Below are 17,463 nucleotides of genomic sequence, written 5' to 3' on the forward strand. Positions count from 1 at the left end.
GATTAATGATCTTCATTAGCGTTCCAGCCGTGGGATAAATTAACAAAATAGGGGGCGAGATTATCGCCCCCTATTTGTTGTGAGTCGCTTGATTGACATGACTGCAGCCAGTTACTCTGCCGGCTGCATACAGTTACTCGCTTGGTAAAGCGTTTTGCTGGGTTTGATAAATGTGCACATCGCGCTGCGGGAATGGGATTGAGATATTTTCTTGGTCGAAGCGCATCTTCACCTCACGGGTAATGTCCCAATACACATCCCAATAGTCTTCAGGTTTGGCCCATGGACGCACAATAAAGTCTACCGATGACTCGCCTAAGGCATGCAGCTTAATGTTGGGCGCAGGATCGGTGAGTACTTTAGGGTGTTTATCAACGATCGATTTTAACACCTGCTCAGCCTTTTCAATATCATCACCATAGCCTATGCCAAAGGTCATATCGACTCGACGCTGACTCTCCACCGTAATGTTATTAATGGTATCGCCCCAAATTTTGTTGTTGGGGATAATTAACCTTTGATTATCAAGTGTTTTTACTATGGTTGAGACGAGACTCATCTGGCTCACTTTACCCGTTACGCCAGCGGCGTTAATCAGATCGCCCACATCGTAGGGGCGATAGATTAAGATCATCATGCCAGAGGCAAAGTTAGACAGGGTTTCTTGTAAGGCGAAACCGATAATCACACCGGCGACACCAAAGCCAGCGAGGATGGGGCCGAGTTCAAATCCCAGTTGTGATAAGGCCACCATTAACCCTAACGCAAATACGACTTTGCCTGAGAGTGATACAAAGAAATCTTGCAATAACTTGCTAAATTTCAGTTTAGAATTGCTTACAGCTCGCCTGCTGATACGTTTAACCGTTCTACCCGCGAGGCCGGCCAGAAAGATAATTAACATAAAGATAAACAGCTTAAACATCATTCCTGGGCCGTTATCGATTAATTTTGTTTTGGCATTTTCCCACCATTCCTCAATCAAATTACTGACTAAGTTGATGTTTAATACATCTTGGGTGATATCACCAGAGATACTAAATAGCGTCTGCTTTAAGATAGTGGTGTCTTGTTCTAGGTTATCGAGCAGATCGATTGCCACCGCTAGGCTGTCGCTGGTGAGGGTTAAACGTTCTTTGAGTTGCAGCACTCGAGCGGTTTGCTCACTGGTAACATCTTTTCCGGCCTGAGCAACTTCGTCAATGGCGAGTTGTAATTTATCTTGAATAAATAGGACTAGACTATTGAGGATGTCGGCGCGCTTCACTAGGGTCTGGGTAAACTGCGCTTTGGCGGCGGTGATATCTTCGCCCAGCTGACTCAACCAGTTGAGCGTGTCATATTTGGCACTCAACATCTCATCTTGTTCTCTATCGCGATTAGCCAAAGCAAACATGGTGTCGTTATCGTTTTGCTTGCCCAGTTGTGACTTAATGCGTTTGATGTCGTCAGCGTAATATTGGTCAGCTTGGTTGATAAAGTTCAGATAAGCTTGGATGAGCGGTAATAGCTGCGACCTGTCGAATGAGTCATCTTTCATCAGTGTGGCGAGTCGTTGATGAAATCGCCTTGCATGCTCACGAATACGGTACTCAATAAACTGTTTCATTTCCCCCTGCGCGCGAGGAAGCTGACTGACGTCGGTATCGATTAATTGCTGCAAGTGGTGTAATTGGCGGATGGGATTATCGCTATCTTCTTGGTTGCTTAGCGCTGAAGGGCTAGCGGTTTGAGTCGCAGTGGTGGTTTCGGGAGTGGTGGCCAATGCCGCGAAGGTCAACCAACTAAGGCTGAGGCTAAGCGTTAACATGAACGAGGCAGAGCGCAGCATAAATTAAGTCCTTTAATATAGGCGTTGATAGTTCCTTTATTATGACCCCAAAATCACAACTGCGAAATTTAATTATGATCTGTTAAACTGCAGGCGAATATCATCAGAGAGTCTTATCGTGCTGTGTACACATTGTAGTAAAACGTTTGGGGTTGATAGTGTTAAGGCTCAACGAGGTAAGGGGTTAAATGCACAAATTCAGTGCCCCCATTGCCTTGCGTGGTTGGGCAAAAACCCGATACTGACACGATTAAAGATGATGGGGTTTTATCTGGCCGCTGCGGCGTTGCTGTATGGCTACTTTGCCCCAGAGATGCGCCATATCACCACACCTGTTGCCATTATTGCCAGTATAGCCTTGCTGATAAGCCATATGATGGATCACTTAAAAGTGATACAAGCCCCTGAACTGACGCGAGTCGATGACAGTGAGCAGCGGCAAAAATATCGTTAATCATGGCCCAATCGTTTAGCGCTGATAAAGCTGGATATCTGGGCTGAGGCAGTGATGTCTGAGGTTCACTGATAACACTGGGTATGGGAGTAGCGTGATGGCGGTTATCTTGCTGTGGTGAGTGAACTGACTCACCACAGGTGAGATGTCGTTAGTCGATCACTTGCACTTGGGCTTCCAGCGCCGCTTCAACGTAATAGATACCGCCGAGTACCGCAATAAAGAAAACCGATGTCCAAAAAATCATCTTGAAATTTTCGCGTAGAAATTCCTTCATACTGTTTGTTTCCTTGCTGGGACTGTTGAAATCTGGGTTGGGGTGATCTCACCCAATGGCCCTGATTCTAGTCAATATTACTTAAGTCAGACTTAATTTACTGGTATCAGTAAGTGATCTCGCGCATGCTTTATAATGTACATCTGAGCATTTACTTTATGTTACAACCTTGGTTGATCACCAGGCTATTTGTAACTTGACTTCACCGAGTCAATCCATACACTTGGTCAAAAATTCTGTCATATCAGCTTGGAACAATAGTCAACAACATGGCATTAACAATGAAAGGCTTAGCAAGAGGGGTAGCAATATGGCTTAGTGCTGTACTGTTTTGCTTGTCTGTTGCTGCGCCTGCTCATAGCTTAGAACATGTTGATGATGGTGCCAAAAACCATTGCACCCTCTGCATTCAAAAAATTCAGCTCAACAGCCTTCTACCTGTTAATGACTTTAATTTTTCACTACCGCAACTTACCTTTGAGCCCTGTGTTGCCAATGTCTCTGCGACATTGCGTTCACACGTTAGCTATTTCCACAGTCGAGCGCCTCCTAAACGCTAGATAGTCCTATTGCCATATTTTTTGACTATTTCTCTCTGTCGATTGACGGCAGAGAACTATGCCTGTTTTTTTGGAGATGTTATGACAAGCTTTAATCCCTGTATTACTGCGCTGGCAGCGGCCTGTGCCTGTGTATCTACGCTGGTAAGCGCGCAAGACGCCACCCTTTCTAACCCTGCGATAAGTGCCGTACTGGATGGCTACTATCAAAGTGCCGAACGGCCAATGGCTGAGCGAGAAGAGGGCTTTGGTCTTGGCCATACCGAATTGGCATTAAGTGCCAATATCGATGCACTTTTTTATGGCAAGTTAACCGCGGTGCTGGAAACTCACGGTAGTGAGACAGAGGTCGGTCTGGAAGAGGCATTTATTCAAACTTTATCCATGCCAGCAGGTTTTTCTGTGCGCGCCGGCCGCTTCTTATCGGATATCGGTTATTTAAATAATCAGCATGTTCATAGCGATGCCTTTGCCGAGCGTCCGGCGGTTTATCGGGCATTTTTAGGCAGTCACTATTTCGATGACGGGCTACGACTCGATTACGTTGCCCCCACGGATCTGTATTGGAGCATGGGGGTCGAAGCCTTTAAGGGGGACAGCCTACGCGCCGAAGATGAACATGGCGAACGTGAATTCGATAATGTTGGCGTTTATACCGCCTACACTAAGTTGGGCGGTGATATCGGAATTAGCAGTTCTTGGCTACTGGGCTTGAGTTATTTACGTAATGAAAATGGTCGCCTGACTGCCCATGAAGCGCACGAGAGTGAAATTATTATCGACGATGGCCATGAACATAGTCATGGGGCAATGTTCACAGGTGAAAATACCTACATTGCTGACTTTGTCTATAAATGGGCACCTAAAGGAAACTACAAATACCAGCACCTCACCCTGAGTGGTGAGTACTTTCAGGTGAGCGATTTTGCGCCGTTAGCGGCACACACTATCATAGATGCGCATAGCGAAGAGCATCGCCCCGATGATCAAACGGGTTGGTATGTCAGCTCTGTGTATCAATTTAGCCCCAATTGGTCTGCAGGCCTGCGCTATGGCCGGGTGGATACGAAGGAGCTACATGACGAGTATTTCCATGAACAAGCGCTTAAGGAAACCGAAGTCAGCTTGGCGTGGCACCCAAGCCATTTCTCCACGGTGCGATTGCAATATACCCATCAAAATGGCACCAACTTTGACGGTATCGAAGATGATAATCTGTTAACGCTACAATATGTTATGACATTGGGGGCTCACAGTGCGCATCAATTCTAAAGTGATTCAAGCCTGTTGTCTGGCAATGACGTTGACGCTGACCAGTGCAGCACAAGCGGCGCTGAATGTGTTTGCTTGTGAACCCGAATACGCGGCATTAGTTAACGAGCTGGCGCCAGAGGCTAATATCTACTCTGCGACCACAGCCATGCAAGACCCACATCAAGTGCAAGCCAGACCTAGCCTGATTGCTAAGATGCGTCAGGCCGATCTGGTGGTGTGCGCCGGTGCCGATCTTGAAGTGGGTTGGTTGCCTATGTTGCAGATGAAATCGGCTAATGCCAAGGTGCGCTCAACTGAAGAAGGTTTATTTTTTGCCGCCGAGCAGGTCGAGACCCTAGATAGGCTTGAAAATGTCGATCGCAGCATGGGAGATGTGCATGTTCAGGGCAATCCACACCTGCATTTTGACCCAGAACGTCTGCTTAAGGTGGCCGAGGCGTTGCACCTCAAACTGGTGCAGCTAGAGCCAGATTCGAAGACGCAGTACGATGCGGCATTGGCAGACTTTAGCACCCGTTGGCAGGCGGCTACGGTGAAGTGGCAAGCGTTGGCTGCACCACTCATTGGTCAAAAAGTGATTGCCTACCACAGTAGTTTTCGTTACCTGTTTAATTGGTTAGGTATCGAACAGGTGGGCGATCTGGAACCTAAGCCTGGCCTCGCGCCAACGACGACGCACTTAGCCGAGCTGCAACATCGTGCGCAGCAGGGTGATGTGATGGCCATTATAGTGGCGTCTTATCAAGACCTGCGCGGCGCGCAATGGCTTGGGGAACGCACGGCATTACCAGTGCAGGTGTTACCTATGTCGGTTGGTGGCAATGAGGACAGCGACGATCTGTTTTCGCTCTATCAAAGTGTCATCACCTTGTTGTTGAGCCACAGCCAACAATAAGCCAACCCTAGTGCCTGTGCATGCACAGGCGCTATTGGGGTTACATAGTGAGGTACACACCATGTTTGATTTAGATCTGTTATCCATCTTATTACCTGCCTTTGCCGCAGGCATATTAGTGCTGTCGACCCACGTAGTGCTGGGCAGCCAAGTGCTAAAACGCGGCATTATTTTTATTGATTTGGCCATAGCTCAAGTGGCTGCGCTGGGGGCGATCATTGCTCATACTCACCATGAGATTGAACACCTGCCCTATTCTAATGTGTGGATGCCAGCGCTCTTTGCCTTAATGGGGGCGGGGTTCATTGCTTGGTTAGCTAAGCGTATGGCCGATGAACTGGAAGCCATTATTGGCTGCTTTTATGTGTTATCGGCGGTGGCTGCCATGTTATTGCTGGCTAGCGATCCTCACGGTAGTGAAATGCTCAAGCAATTAATGTCGGGACAAATATTGTGGGTCAACTGGTCGCAGTTACTCTTGCCTGCAATCGTGTCGTTATTGGTGCTGGGGACGATTGCCATTAAACCCTGCTGGCTCGAGGGGGCAGGATTTTATTTGCTGTTTGCCTTAGTGATCACTCTGTCTGTAGAGCTGGTGGGGGTTTATTTGGTGTTTAGTTCGCTTATTTTACCCGCCTTAGCAGTGAACAAATATTGCGGTAAGGCAAGGTGGGCTTGGGCTTATTTGGTTGGCTTAGTGGGTTACGGGGCAGGGTTGATATTATCGGCGAGCTTAGATCTGCCCAGCGGTGCGACCATCGTGGCGACATTAGCGTCGAGTGCGGTACTGTTTCGTCTGCTGCATCCACTGTTGTCTGCATCTAGTTCGATTAAAAAAGTATCTGCTAATTCATAAAACAGATACCTTCAAAATACTGCATTAACCTAATAGGCTGCTTTGATGAGAACAGCCTGTTTTTTTTACTATTAAATTCAGTCTGATAGATTAAGTATTGGCCAACAAAAGCCATCAAGATGAATGGGGGATTAAATCTTCAGGCTACAGGTGTAAGTCATTTTTGCTTACTGGTATAATGCCGCCACTGAAATCACAGGAGTATGTTGTGCTGTTAATCTTCAGATCATTGATCTTGGCTATTATGTTATTGCTGGCGTTTGTATTTGGTGGCTTGTACTGCTTATTGCGTCCGCGTCATCGAGATAATGTACACCTGTTCGCTACCATTTTTTCTTGGGCGGCGCCCATATTGGGTGTCAAAGTGGTGTTGCGTAAATCAAAAGCGCCAATATCAGAGCCTTGTATCTATTTAGCCAATCATCAAAACAACTTTGATATGTTTACCCACACGGCAGCAGTGCCGAAGGGGACGGTGAGTTTGGGTAAAAAGAGCCTAGCGTGGATCCCCTTTTTTGGGCAGATCTATTGGTTGTCGGGCAATATTTTAATCGATCGTAAAAACCGTAATCGTGCCTTTGAAACTATGGCACAAACGGCGCAGAAAATTAAAGAGAAGTGCCTATCTGTGTGGATTTTCCCCGAAGGCACACGCTCACGCGGTAAAGGGTTGTTACCTTTTAAATCCGGTGCGTTTCATACCGCCATTGAAGCCGGTGTCGCTATGGTGCCAGTGCTGGCGTCCAATCAAGAACACATCAAACTTAACCGCTGGAATAATGGCGTGGTGATTATTGAGATGATGGATCCGATTGAGACTAAAGGGCTTGCTAAGGCGCAAGTAAAAGAGCTTTCAAGTCGTATTCATGCCATGATGGCGGAAAAGTTAACCCAGTTAAACCAAGAAGCTGCGGCTCTTATGGCTAAAAAAGCCGTTTAACTCAGCCTAATTATTGTTTATTTCGGAGTGATCCATGTCTACAGAACGTCAGTTACAGGAACAGAAACAAGAGAATCAAGAGATCGTTGAGGCGATTCTTGCCGATGGTTCTGAGCCCGATGCTGAGTACACGATTGAGCACCATTTCTCAGCGACCAATTTTGATCGCCTAGAAAAGGCCGCCGTTGAAGCCTTTAAAATGGGTTATGAAGTTAACGATGCTGAAGAGATGGAACTCGATGATGGCTCGGTTATCTTCTGCTTCGACGCCATTGCCTACCATAAGCTTGAAGTGGGATTGCTCGATAAAGCCTGTGAAGAGCTGATCTTGTTAGCGGCCAAGCAAAAAGTTGATTATGACGGCTGGGGCACCTACTTTATTGGTGACGAAATTGAAGAAGATGAAGAAGATGATGCGCGCTTTCATTAATTAGTCATTAGTCACGGCGCGTCTTGTGATAAAAAGCCCCAGTCTGTTAACGGAGATTGGGGCTTTTTAGTCACTAGTCTGTGGTCACTTATGGCTTAGTTCGCTTCGGCCTGAGGAGAGTAGATTTCGCTGCGGTTACGCCCAGCTTGTTTTGCTAGGTACAAGGCACTGTCGACACTGGCTAGCCACTGCGCGCTGTTATCAAACTCAGGTAGTATTTCGCAAATACCAATGCTGACGGTGACACTGATCTTGGCGTTTTCATAACGCATCAGTGAAGCGGCGATTTTTTCGCGAAACCGTTCGGCAAATTTCAGCGCATCTGCGGCGCTGGTGTTCGATAAGATCACCGAAAACTCCTCACCGCCATATCGGCCCGCACAATCGGTTTCACGCAATGATTGCTTTAATGTGTGCGACACATGTTGGATCACCTTGTCTCCGGCAATATGACCATAGGTATCGTTGATGCGTTTGAAATGATCGATATCGAACATCACTAAGGTGGTAGGCGAGCCATAACGTGAATGGCGCTCAAATTCATGCTGCATACACTGTTGCCAATGGCGACGGTTATGAAGTTGAGTTAAGCCGTCGGTTTGACTTAGGTGTTCAAGACGCTCATTGGCCGCTTTGAGTTGCAGACGGTTAATGGCAACATCGCTCACATCATAGATGATCATGCTGATGTGGGTTATCTGTCCCGTGAGCGAAGAAAGTGGCAGCAGGGTGACATTTTGGTACATAAAATCGGCGCGGCCAGTGATCGGTCGGTAGTTACTAAATTTAAACACATAGGGCCGCTGCTCCCAGCTGATAAAGGCCCGGTTTTTCAATAGAAACACCGACTCCATCTTCTGCTTTAACCAAGTGGCGGGTAGGTATTCAAATTGCTCGAACAGGTTGGCACCTTTTATCGAATTGGGCGAAATGCCGCTGTGGTTCTCCATGAAGCCGTTCCACAGTTGGATGTCGTAGTTTTGATCTAATACCACTAACCCCACCTCGATGGTTTGCACCATATCGATGAGCCAATGCAGTTCGTTCATTGCGCTTTTGTCATAGGTCATGGTGTTGTCCAACTAATCTAGCAAGTAGCCGAGCTTATAGTTAAGCGTCGGTAACGATTCTTCGGTGAATAACAGCAGCAGATCGCATTGAATATTGTGACCTTCGATACGGTAGTTGATCTCCATGGCTAGGGTTCTGGCCCACTTTTCGGCGTTATCATGGATAAGATCGTTCACTGTGCAATGTCTGCCAAGCACCACTGGATGGCTCTGGCTAAATTTCATGTGTAGCTGTTCGGAGATCCCGTTAAGAAACGCACCGATAAGCACGTTACCGGTATCGATCATCACTTCAATTTCGGTATTGGCATCTTCAGGGTTGGCCAGCCCCATCAATTTGGCCATGTCTTGGAATGAGGAGTCGTGAAACAGTAAAAGGGCTTCGCCGGCAATACCCGCACCAATAAATCCTTGGCATAGCGCTGAGATGGTGCCGTTTTCTTCGGTCGCCTTGAGCGTCATGGTCAGCTCACTGACCTCAAGCACGTTAACATTGGGGATCGGCAATAACACAAACACATCGAGTAATTTAGCCAATAGATCGGCTGCGCGTCCCATGGCGACGTTAGCGACTTCTTGGCAAGCGTCCCTAAGATCGACTTCGATCATTGGGCTGTTATTAGCTGCATCACTTTTGGCTATGGTTAAAATGCCATACTCTTGCAAAATATGGCTGATGGCCTCGGCGCTTACCGGTTTTTGAATAAAATCCAGCGCGCCTAAAGCTTTGACTCGCTCATGGGCCTTAATCTGAATGTCACCAGACACCACGACAACCAAAGCGGGAAGATCTTCCTTTTGAATGACCTCCAGCACCTCGTAACCGTCCATTACCGGCATGTTAAGGTCAAGAAATACCACTTCACCTTTACCGGCTCTAATGGCTTCTATGCCCTCGGCGCCGTTGGCGGCAAAGTGGATCTCCACATCCCATTCTTTTGGGAGTGTTCGTGCCATCTGCTTTCTTGCGAGTGCTGAGTCATCGCATATAAGTACTGGTATCGACATGCTAGTTATAACATCCTAATCTGCCCTTCTATTGAAGATTACACTAAATTAGTGAGCTGGGTTGCCAAATGCACTAATTGCAGGGAGTTGGGGCAGTTTTTATTGGTTCATCCTAGAAACCCTAGGAGCGCTATATTTGGCGCGATAATTAAAGAAGACTCAAGCGGTCATCAATGCGTTTCAGGGTTCACACCTTGTTTTTAGCGACAATTCGTCACGATAAAGGTCGCAAACACTACTGGGTAATCATTATCGATCATTTTGATTTAAAAAAGAAATCAAAGCGTCATTTTTTTGGCGCTCATCAAGGAAAACGCATTTTGTTATCTGTTCTAGATAAATGTATCAACTGTGTTAGCATTCTGGTGTGGACAGACCAGTAGGTTTTTAGGAGTAAAGGAATGCAGCACCCATATGTCAATTTGACCCTCGACTCAGGCATCGCGATTGTCGAATTACACCGCCCAGAAAAATACAATGCGCTTAATTATGCCATGTTTACCTCCATCAGGTACGTGCAGCAACAAATCGCCAAAGATCCCAGTGTGCGCTGCGTTATTTTAACGGGCAGTGGCGGCAACTTTAGCTCGGGTCTCGATGTGGCCAGCGTGATGAAAGCACCCAAGCAAGCGCTCAAGCTGCTGTTTAAGTGGCTGCCTGGCAACGCCAATTTAGCCCAGCAAGTGTCCATAGGTTGGCGTCGGTTACCTGTGCCGGTGATCTGCGTGTTAGAGGGGATCTGCTATGGCGGTGGACTACAAATCGCCCTGGGAGCCGATATGCGTATTGCCAGTCCTGAGTGTCGTTTATCTATCATGGAAGCCAAATGGGGCTTAGTGCCCGATATGGCCGGCTTGGTCGGTCTTCGAGAGTTAGTATCAAAAGATGTCGCCATGCTACTGACCATGACGGCCGATGTGATAGAGGCCAAGCAAGCCCATGAGTACGGCCTACTGACTCACGTGTGTGAGCAGCCCATGGCACAGGCTCAGGCCTTGGCGGCCAAGTTATGCGATACCTCGCCAGATGCCAACGCAGCCATTAAGTGCAGTATTAATACTAATTGGCGCGCCAGTGAACGCAGTTTGTTACGGCGTGAAACCTTTAGTCAGATAGCCTTGCTGCTGGGGAAGAATCGGTTGATCGCGGCGATTAGGCAGACGAAAGATCCTGAGCGTCCTTATCGCCATCGGCAGCCTTGGTGGTAGCACTTGCTAGTATCACACTTGCAGTGCGACATAACATGAGCCAGTGATGCTATGTCACGCCTCTTGTGCTTACTGCAGACGTCTGCGTGGAAGGCGGTTACTATACAGCTAATTTTATTGTGTTTTAGGAATGATAGATGAGACTGCTATTTGAACGTTTTCTCTGGAATAGCCGCCTGACGGTGATCGTCGGCGTTTTTGCCTGTGTGGTCGCCGCGTTTGCGGTGTTTATCATGGGCATTAAAGATATGCTGCATATGCTCGAATTACTGTATGCCTATGTCATCACTGGGAGTTTAGATATCCGTAATGACTTGGTGATGGTGGTGGTTGAGATTTTGGACACCTTCTTGCTTGGCTCTGTATTACTGATTTTTGCCTTTGGGCTTTATGAGTTGTTTATCAGTAACTTGCAGGCTGCTGAAGACAGTGTCGCTGGCGGAAAAATCTTAGTGATCAGCAGTATCGATTCATTGAAGAGCAAGCTGGGTAAAGTCATTTTGATGATGTTGATCATCAAGGTGTTTTCTTACTTTAGCGAAATGAAACCCACCTCCATGCTGGAGCTGCTCTATATGGGCATCATAGTGGTATTGGTGGCATTGGCGTTAATGCTCAGTAAAGATAAAAAGTAACTCAGCGCTAGCGTATCGTTACGGATAGGCTTTTGCGATGCGCCGTGCAAAGCCATCGATCAGCACTAAGGTATTTTGCCACGCGTTGGCTTGGTCTAAGTTGAGTGCCAGTGGCTGCTGTTGATAACGTAGCGGCTGGTTTTGCGGCGACAGCGCCCGTCGCTCAGCTGCGGTGGCGATGGCGTTGGGCGTAGCGTCTGGCGACAAAATATCTAATACCGGAATGGTCAGCTGTGCCAGTTGCTCTGCTAACTGGGCATTGTCTTGTGCTGGTGTAAGGTAGGGATTGATCACCACCAACAGATCTGGCTTGGGCAATGTGCCAGCATATAGCAGTTGGATCACTAAGCCTGCGCCCTGCTCGGTAGCGATTAACATGCGTTTACCTGGATAGGGCTCCCCTAAGGCATCGAGCCGATCCATTGTTTGAATTAACTGATTATTCTGCTTTTGTCTGAGACTTTGCCATTCATCAGGGCTTAGATGGGGCAGGGGCTGCGTGGCCTTGAGTGCCAGCTGCTGCTCTCCAGCCTTATGGATCTCCTCTGCATCCGTCTTGTGGTTAATCGCTGGCGCAGCTTGTGGCGCGCTCAAACTGATGGTGGCCCAGCCTTTGTCATTAAGGTGGCGTCGCAGATAGGCGGTCACGCCGCTCGGATCGGCATGCTGCCCCAAATCGGCTAATAAAATCGCCGCACCATATTGATGATGGCCACGCCAGCTGCGCACCAATGCCTGGCTGGTTTGCTCGCCCAAATCAAGCTGTGTGACTTCATTCGCGGGCAAATAGTCATAGCTAGGTTGCGCGCCTTGGCTGGATACGCTGACGAACAAAAAAGAGCCAACCCATAGTAATAGGCCACATTTAATAACCGATCTCATAGACACCTTAGCCTGAATCATTTGCCGGCGAGCATCATCGCATTTTTACGGTGTAAATTAAAACTGTGTCTTGTGCTGAAATGTGTTCAAACATCGCCATGCTTGTTGGGTAGCAAGCCTAGGGCCTGTTGATCTTTGCTGAACCCTTCGGGCAGCGTTTGTTGGTCATTTCTACTGCGTTGTCAGCTTTTTATGTAGAATAACTACACCACAAAGCTTCTGCCTTGTATAAATACCCAACAATTGGCTGCAAAAATAACCTTGAAAGATCAACAGGCCCTAGGATACAGCATAAAAAAACGCTGGATGAGCATGTCAAACCAGCGTTTTGTTATCGTGTCAGCTTACCCTATCTGGGTTAAGCGTGGCTCACCAACACCAAGCGCACGGCATCGAGTTGCAATAAACAACCATCTAAATAGCCATTAAGCTCACTCATCTGTGATTTAAGGTGCTCAAGCTCCTCATCACGGATGTTAGGGTTAACGGCCTTGAGCGATTCGAGGCGCTCAAGTTCGGCAGTTAGCTGACTGGTCATTTTGGCTCTGGCGCTATCGGCCAGCAGTTTAAGTTCGGCCTCGGCGTAGGTTTCACCCTTAGCAAACAAGGGGTGCAATATGGTTTGCGAGGCATTGACCAGTTTACTGGCAATGTGACGATTCACCGCACTCAGTTGTTTGTCGAAGCTTTCATAGCTGACATTATCAGACAGATTGTTGCCATTTTTATCCAGCAAAATACGCACTGGCGTTGGCGGCATATAGCGATACAACTGGCTCGATTTTGGCGCCGATGCATCTGCCATATAGATAAGCTCTAAGAAAATAGTCCCCGCAGGTAGCGCCTTGTTTTTCAAGATAGCCACGCTGGTGGTGCCCGTTTCTGAAGAGGTGATCAAATCCAGCCCGGTCTGCACTAACGGATGCTCTTGGGTTATCAGCGCAATATCATCGCGTGACAGCGCCATCTCGCGATCGAAAGTTACCGTGATGCCATCTTCTGGTAGGCCTGGGTAGGTGGGGAACATCATGTGCTCACTGGGGCGCAGCACAATGGCGTTGTCGCCGCTGTCTTCCTGCTCAACACCTATGATGTCCCATAGGCGAATAACTGAGCCGATCAGTTGAGTATCTTGGTCACGCGCCGCTAAACTTTCAACCAATTTCTTGGCTTTTTCACCGCCATGAGAGTTGATCTCTAGCAGTTTGTCACGGCCCTGTTCCATGGCTTTTTTCAGCTCCTTATAACGCGTTTGCGTATGGTTAAGTAGCTGAGTAAATTGGTCTTCATCTTGATAAACCAGCTGGGTAAGCAGCTCTTGTGAAAACTCATTAAACAGAATATGGCCAATAGGACAGGTTTGTTCGAATGCGTTTAACCCTTTGTGGTACCAATGCATCAGGCTCTCTTGAGCGGTGCGCTCAAGGTAAGGCAGATGGATTTCGACATCGTTAGCCTGCCCAATACGGTCGAGACGGCCAATACGCTGCTCGAGTAGATCGGGGTTAAGCGGCAGATCAAACAACACCAGATGGCTAGCAAACTGGAAGTTACGTCCTTCTGAGCCTATTTCGGAGCAGATCAAGGCCTGGGCTCCGCCAGTTTCTTGAGCAAAGTAGGCGCCGGCTTTATCGCGTTCAATAATCGACATGCCTTCATGGAATACGGTCGCCTGAATACCTTCACGGGTGCGCAGCGCCTCTTCAAGGCTAAGGGCGGTTTCGGCTTGGCTGGCGATGATCAGCACTTTTTTACTGCGATGACTTTTAAGGAAATCGATTAACCAATCGACGCGCGGATCAAATTTCCACCAACTGGCGCTATCACTCTCGAAGGCCTGATACATTTTTTCAGGGCTAAGGGCTTGTTTGACCTTGTTGTTAAGATCGCTTTGGCCACCCATCATGGCTGACACTCTTGCCGCGGTCACATATTGCTCTGGCATGCTCTGTGGGTGAGCATGGAAAATACGTGTCGGGAAGCCTTTGACCGAGGCGCGGCTGTTGCGGTATAGCACTCGGCCGGTGCCGTGACGGTCGAGCAGCTCTTGCAATAACTCTTCACGTGCCGCTTGGCGTTGGTCGGCATCGAGGCTTTCATCTTCGATAAGGCGCAGGGCTGGGGTGATATCTTTTTCGCTTAACAGCTCGGTTAAGCTCGCCACTGCATCATCGGAGAGTTTCACCCCTTTGCTCAGTTGGTCGGCTGCGGTCGCAACCTCTTTGTAGCTGGCTTCTTCGTTAAGGAAGGCTTGATAATCGTAAAAACGATCGGGATCGAGCAGGCGTAAACGGGCAAAGTGACTCTGATGACCGAGTTGATCTGGAGTCGCGGTCAGCAGTAATACACCTGGCACCACTTCACTGAGGGCTTCGACAACGCGATAAGCGCGGCTTGGCGCCTCTTCGGTCCATTCTAAATGATGGGCTTCATCGACCACCATTAAGTCCCAATCGGCGTCTAAGGCTTGTTCTAAGCGTTTCTTTTTACGCAGCAGCTCTAAAGAGCAGATCACCAGCTGTTCGGTGTAAAAAGGGTTGTCGTTATCGGCGTATGCTTCGACACATCTGTCTTCATCAAACACTGAGAAGCGCAAATTAAAGCGGCGCAGCATCTCGACCAACCATTGATGGCGCAAGGTATCGGGCACGATCACTAAGATGCGCTCGGCGCGACCGGTGAGTAGTTGCTGGTGGATGATAAGGCCAGCTTCGATGGTTTTACCTAAGCCCACTTCATCGGCCAGTAAGACACGCGGCGCAAAACGTTGCCCCACTTCATGGGCTATCCATTGCTGGTGCGGGATCAATCCTACACGTGGGCCTTGTAGGCCAAGCAGATCTGAGGTGGCCAGCTTATGGCGTAACAGTTGGCTTTGGTAGCGCACGCCAAAACGGTCAAGGCGATCGATTTGGCCAGCAAAGAGTCTATCTTGCGGCTTATTAAAGCGAATATTGTGATTGAGCAGGGTTTCTCGCAGGCTCACCTGTTCACCGGTTTCGCTATGGATACCGTGGTAGATGATCAGCTGGTTTTTCTCTTCGAGTTCGCTAACCGTTAAGCTCCACCCTTCGTGACTCTCAATCGTGTCGCCTGGATTATAAATTACACGCGTTAAGGGCGCGTCAGCCCGTGAGAACATCCGGTTTTCATCTGTGGCAGGAAACATGACGGTGACCATACGGTCTTCTAATCCAACAACAGTACCTAAACCAAGTTCTGATTCGGTATCACTAATCCAACGTTGACCTAAGGAAAAGGGCATTACAAATTCTCATCTACAGGGTGAATCACGAAAGGGCGCGTATGTTATCCAATCGGGACTATGATGTCGAACATAAATGCCCCGTCGCGCCTCAGCTAAAAGCCTAATGGCTATCTGGTGAGATTACAAATTGTGCGATCGTTTTTTATGCTGCAGGCTTTGTCATCTTAGTGTCATCTTAGTGTCATCAATGGCGATCACGCTTAGGCGTGATGAGATAGGCGCTGCGGGGTAAATTATCGATTGATGCCTCAAGATTTTGGTGTCAGTATGAAGTGACATCGGCGCTTTTTTGGTCGGTAAAATCTAGCCTACTTATCACAGGAGATACTCATTATCGCAGTATGTGCTTAGCCTAAATTAACCCCAACGCACAAGTGGAGGCGCCCATGGAACAAGACGACAAGAAGTTGTTTGTACTGGATACCAATGTGTTACTGCATGAACCTTTAGCCATTTATTCGTTTAAAGAGCATGATGTAGTTGTCCCCATGACCGTTCTGGAAGAGCTAGACCAGATCAAAGACAGAAAGCGTGATGTGAGCCGAGATGCTCGAGTCGCCATCAGGGCGCTAGAAGATATTCTCGGTGGGCAAACCACCCCTGAGCAGATTGTACAAGGGGTTGCGTTACCTAAACGCGAAGGTCATGGAGACGCCGTTGGTTCACTCTCTATTTTCCCCGACCATCAATTGCAATCTACCCAAGTATCGCTGCCTGGCGATCACAACGATAACCGCATTATTAATACCGCATTACACCTGCAAAATCTCCACCATCCTCGAAAAGTGGTGCTGGTCACCAAAGATATCAATATGCGCCTTAAGGCCAAAGGCGCGGGTATTATGTTGGTGGAAGATTATCGTACCGATCAGCTGATCGATGATATTCGCTTTCTCACCAAAGGCTTTCATCAATTCGATGGCGATTTTTGGGCTCGTAAAGAGCATGTCGGCACCGAGATCCAAGGGCGCCATACGGTTCATAGTGTACCGCTTTGCGAAGTAGGTGATGAAAATTACTATGTTAATCAATATCTTATCGATGAGGGGTCTAATTTTTGTGGTCGAGTACTGCGTAATGATGGCAAGGAGTTGGAGATCCTCGATCTGGGACGCGAGCGCTTATTGCACCTCGATGCTTGGGGGATCAAACCGAAAAATATCTACCAAGGCATGGCGCTGCAAGCCTTGCTCGATCCCGATATCGATCTGGTGATCTTAACTGGCCCCGCCGGTTGTGGTAAGACGCTGCTGGCGATGGCGGCAGCACTGGAGATGGTGGTAGAACGCGGTTTATATGACAAGGTGATTGTTACCCGTAATACGCCTGAAATTGCCGAATCGATAGGCTTTTTACCGGGTACCGAGGAGGAGAAAATGGCGCCGTGGCTTGCAGCCATTACCGATACCCTCGAGGTGCTGCATAAAAATGATGTCAACCCCAGCGGTAGCATGAATTACATCATGGATAAGGCCAATATCCAATTTAAATCGATTAACTTTATGCGCGGACGGTCGATTCAAAACTCGGTGGTATTACTCGATGAGTGTCAAAACCTAACCGCATCACAAATTAAAACCATGATCACTCGGATGGGCGAAGGGACTAAGTTGATTTGCAGCGGTAACTTAGCTCAAATTGATTCTAACTACTTAACGGCAGTGACCTCTGGATTAACCTATATTGTGGAGCGCTTTAAAAACTTTGATGGCAGTGCCAACGTCTACCTTAATGGTGTGGTGCGTTCGCGTCTGGCCGAGTTTGCTGAGGAAAATTTATAATCCCAGCAGGCTGAAATAGTGTATGAGGGGGCAAGTGCGCCGAGCCAGTCGATGCATTTCGCCCCTTTATGCAGACTTTGGACCCTCGAGATC

16 protein-coding genes are annotated in these 17,463 nt (G+C 48.0%); 10 read left to right on the plus strand and 6 right to left on the minus strand.

The window, feature by feature from the left end; genetic code table 11:
* Positions 1-133: 133 nt before the first annotated feature.
* On the minus strand, positions 134-1,831 hold the full coding sequence (locus tag AC5YBX_RS02100) for a mechanosensitive ion channel family protein (RefSeq protein WP_494520178.1): 1,698 nt from the start codon (positions 1,829-1,831) through the stop codon (positions 134-136).
* Positions 1,832-1,949: 118 nt separating this feature from the next.
* Here AC5YBX_RS02100 and AC5YBX_RS02105 point away from each other — a divergent pair, with 118 nt between their 5' ends.
* Entirely contained in the window at positions 1,950-2,285 is a 336-nt protein-coding gene (locus AC5YBX_RS02105) for a hypothetical protein (RefSeq protein WP_494520177.1), read from the plus strand.
* Between the two features lie 151 nt (positions 2,286-2,436).
* Here the strand turns inward: AC5YBX_RS02105 and AC5YBX_RS02110 are convergent, their stop codons facing one another.
* A complete protein-coding gene (locus tag AC5YBX_RS02110) occupies positions 2,437-2,562 on the minus strand; it encodes a hypothetical protein (RefSeq protein ID WP_259650878.1) in 126 nt (41 codons plus the stop codon).
* Positions 2,563-2,843: 281 nt separating this feature from the next.
* Here AC5YBX_RS02110 and AC5YBX_RS02115 point away from each other — a divergent pair, with 281 nt between their 5' ends.
* The 6 genes from AC5YBX_RS02115 to rraB all read left to right on the plus strand — a co-directional run bounded on the left by AC5YBX_RS02115 (position 2,844) and on the right by rraB (position 7,518).
* Positions 2,844-3,122, plus strand: a complete 279-nt coding sequence (locus AC5YBX_RS02115; RefSeq protein WP_494520176.1) for an ABC-type zinc uptake system zinc chaperone — start codon at positions 2,844-2,846, stop codon at positions 3,120-3,122.
* A gap of 81 nt (positions 3,123-3,203) precedes the next feature.
* Positions 3,204-4,394 (plus strand): hypothetical protein, encoded by a 1,191-nt coding sequence (locus AC5YBX_RS02120; RefSeq protein WP_494520175.1) that lies wholly within the window; start codon positions 3,204-3,206, stop codon positions 4,392-4,394.
* A complete protein-coding gene (locus tag AC5YBX_RS02125; RefSeq protein WP_494524291.1) occupies positions 4,378-5,292 on the plus strand; it encodes a metal ABC transporter solute-binding protein, Zn/Mn family in 915 nt (304 codons plus the stop codon). The genes AC5YBX_RS02120 and AC5YBX_RS02125 overlap by 17 nt, the downstream gene beginning before the upstream one ends.
* 61 nt (positions 5,293-5,353) lie before the next feature.
* The gene (locus AC5YBX_RS02130; RefSeq protein ID WP_494520173.1) at positions 5,354-6,148 is read left to right on the plus strand and encodes a metal ABC transporter permease; all 795 of its coding nucleotides are present in this window, start codon (positions 5,354-5,356) and stop codon (positions 6,146-6,148) included.
* Positions 6,149-6,356: 208 nt separating this feature from the next.
* Positions 6,357-7,088 (plus strand): 1-acylglycerol-3-phosphate O-acyltransferase, encoded by a 732-nt coding sequence (locus AC5YBX_RS02135; protein ID WP_494520172.1) that lies wholly within the window; start codon positions 6,357-6,359, stop codon positions 7,086-7,088.
* Positions 7,089-7,122: 34 nt separating this feature from the next.
* Positions 7,123-7,518, plus strand: coding sequence for a ribonuclease E inhibitor RraB (gene rraB / locus AC5YBX_RS02140; RefSeq protein ID WP_494520171.1), 396 nt, complete (start codon positions 7,123-7,125; stop codon positions 7,516-7,518).
* A gap of 95 nt (positions 7,519-7,613) precedes the next feature.
* Here rraB and AC5YBX_RS02145 read toward each other — a convergent pair whose 3' ends face one another.
* The gene (locus tag AC5YBX_RS02145) at positions 7,614-8,588 is read right to left on the minus strand and encodes a GGDEF domain-containing protein (RefSeq protein ID WP_494524292.1); all 975 of its coding nucleotides are present in this window, start codon (positions 8,586-8,588) and stop codon (positions 7,614-7,616) included.
* Between the two features lie 12 nt (positions 8,589-8,600).
* On the minus strand, positions 8,601-9,596 hold the full coding sequence (locus tag AC5YBX_RS02150; protein WP_494520169.1) for a response regulator: 996 nt from the start codon (positions 9,594-9,596) through the stop codon (positions 8,601-8,603).
* A gap of 401 nt (positions 9,597-9,997) precedes the next feature.
* Between AC5YBX_RS02150 and AC5YBX_RS02155 the strand changes: the two genes are divergently transcribed.
* Positions 9,998-10,804, plus strand: a complete 807-nt coding sequence (locus AC5YBX_RS02155) for a crotonase/enoyl-CoA hydratase family protein (RefSeq protein WP_494520168.1) — start codon at positions 9,998-10,000, stop codon at positions 10,802-10,804.
* 137 nt (positions 10,805-10,941) lie between these two features.
* Positions 10,942-11,439: a YqhA family protein gene (locus tag AC5YBX_RS02160; protein WP_494520167.1), complete on the plus strand. Its 498-nt coding sequence runs from the start codon at positions 10,942-10,944 to the stop codon at positions 11,437-11,439.
* An 18-nt stretch (positions 11,440-11,457) separates the two neighbouring features.
* On the opposite strand, the gene AC5YBX_RS02165 is transcribed toward AC5YBX_RS02160, so the two are convergent.
* On the minus strand, positions 11,458-12,321 hold the full coding sequence (locus AC5YBX_RS02165; RefSeq protein WP_494524293.1) for a DUF3530 family protein: 864 nt from the start codon (positions 12,319-12,321) through the stop codon (positions 11,458-11,460).
* 358 nt (positions 12,322-12,679) lie between these two features.
* The gene (rapA, locus tag AC5YBX_RS02170) at positions 12,680-15,586 is read right to left on the minus strand and encodes an RNA polymerase-associated protein RapA (protein WP_494520165.1); all 2,907 of its coding nucleotides are present in this window, start codon (positions 15,584-15,586) and stop codon (positions 12,680-12,682) included.
* Positions 15,587-15,975: 389 nt separating this feature from the next.
* Here rapA and AC5YBX_RS02175 point away from each other — a divergent pair, with 389 nt between their 5' ends.
* Positions 15,976-17,370 (plus strand): PhoH family protein, encoded by a 1,395-nt coding sequence (locus AC5YBX_RS02175; RefSeq protein WP_494524294.1) that lies wholly within the window; start codon positions 15,976-15,978, stop codon positions 17,368-17,370.
* The last annotated feature ends 93 nt before the right edge of the window (positions 17,371-17,463 follow it).

It is taken from the genome of Shewanella sp. 492, from assembly GCF_059338445.1.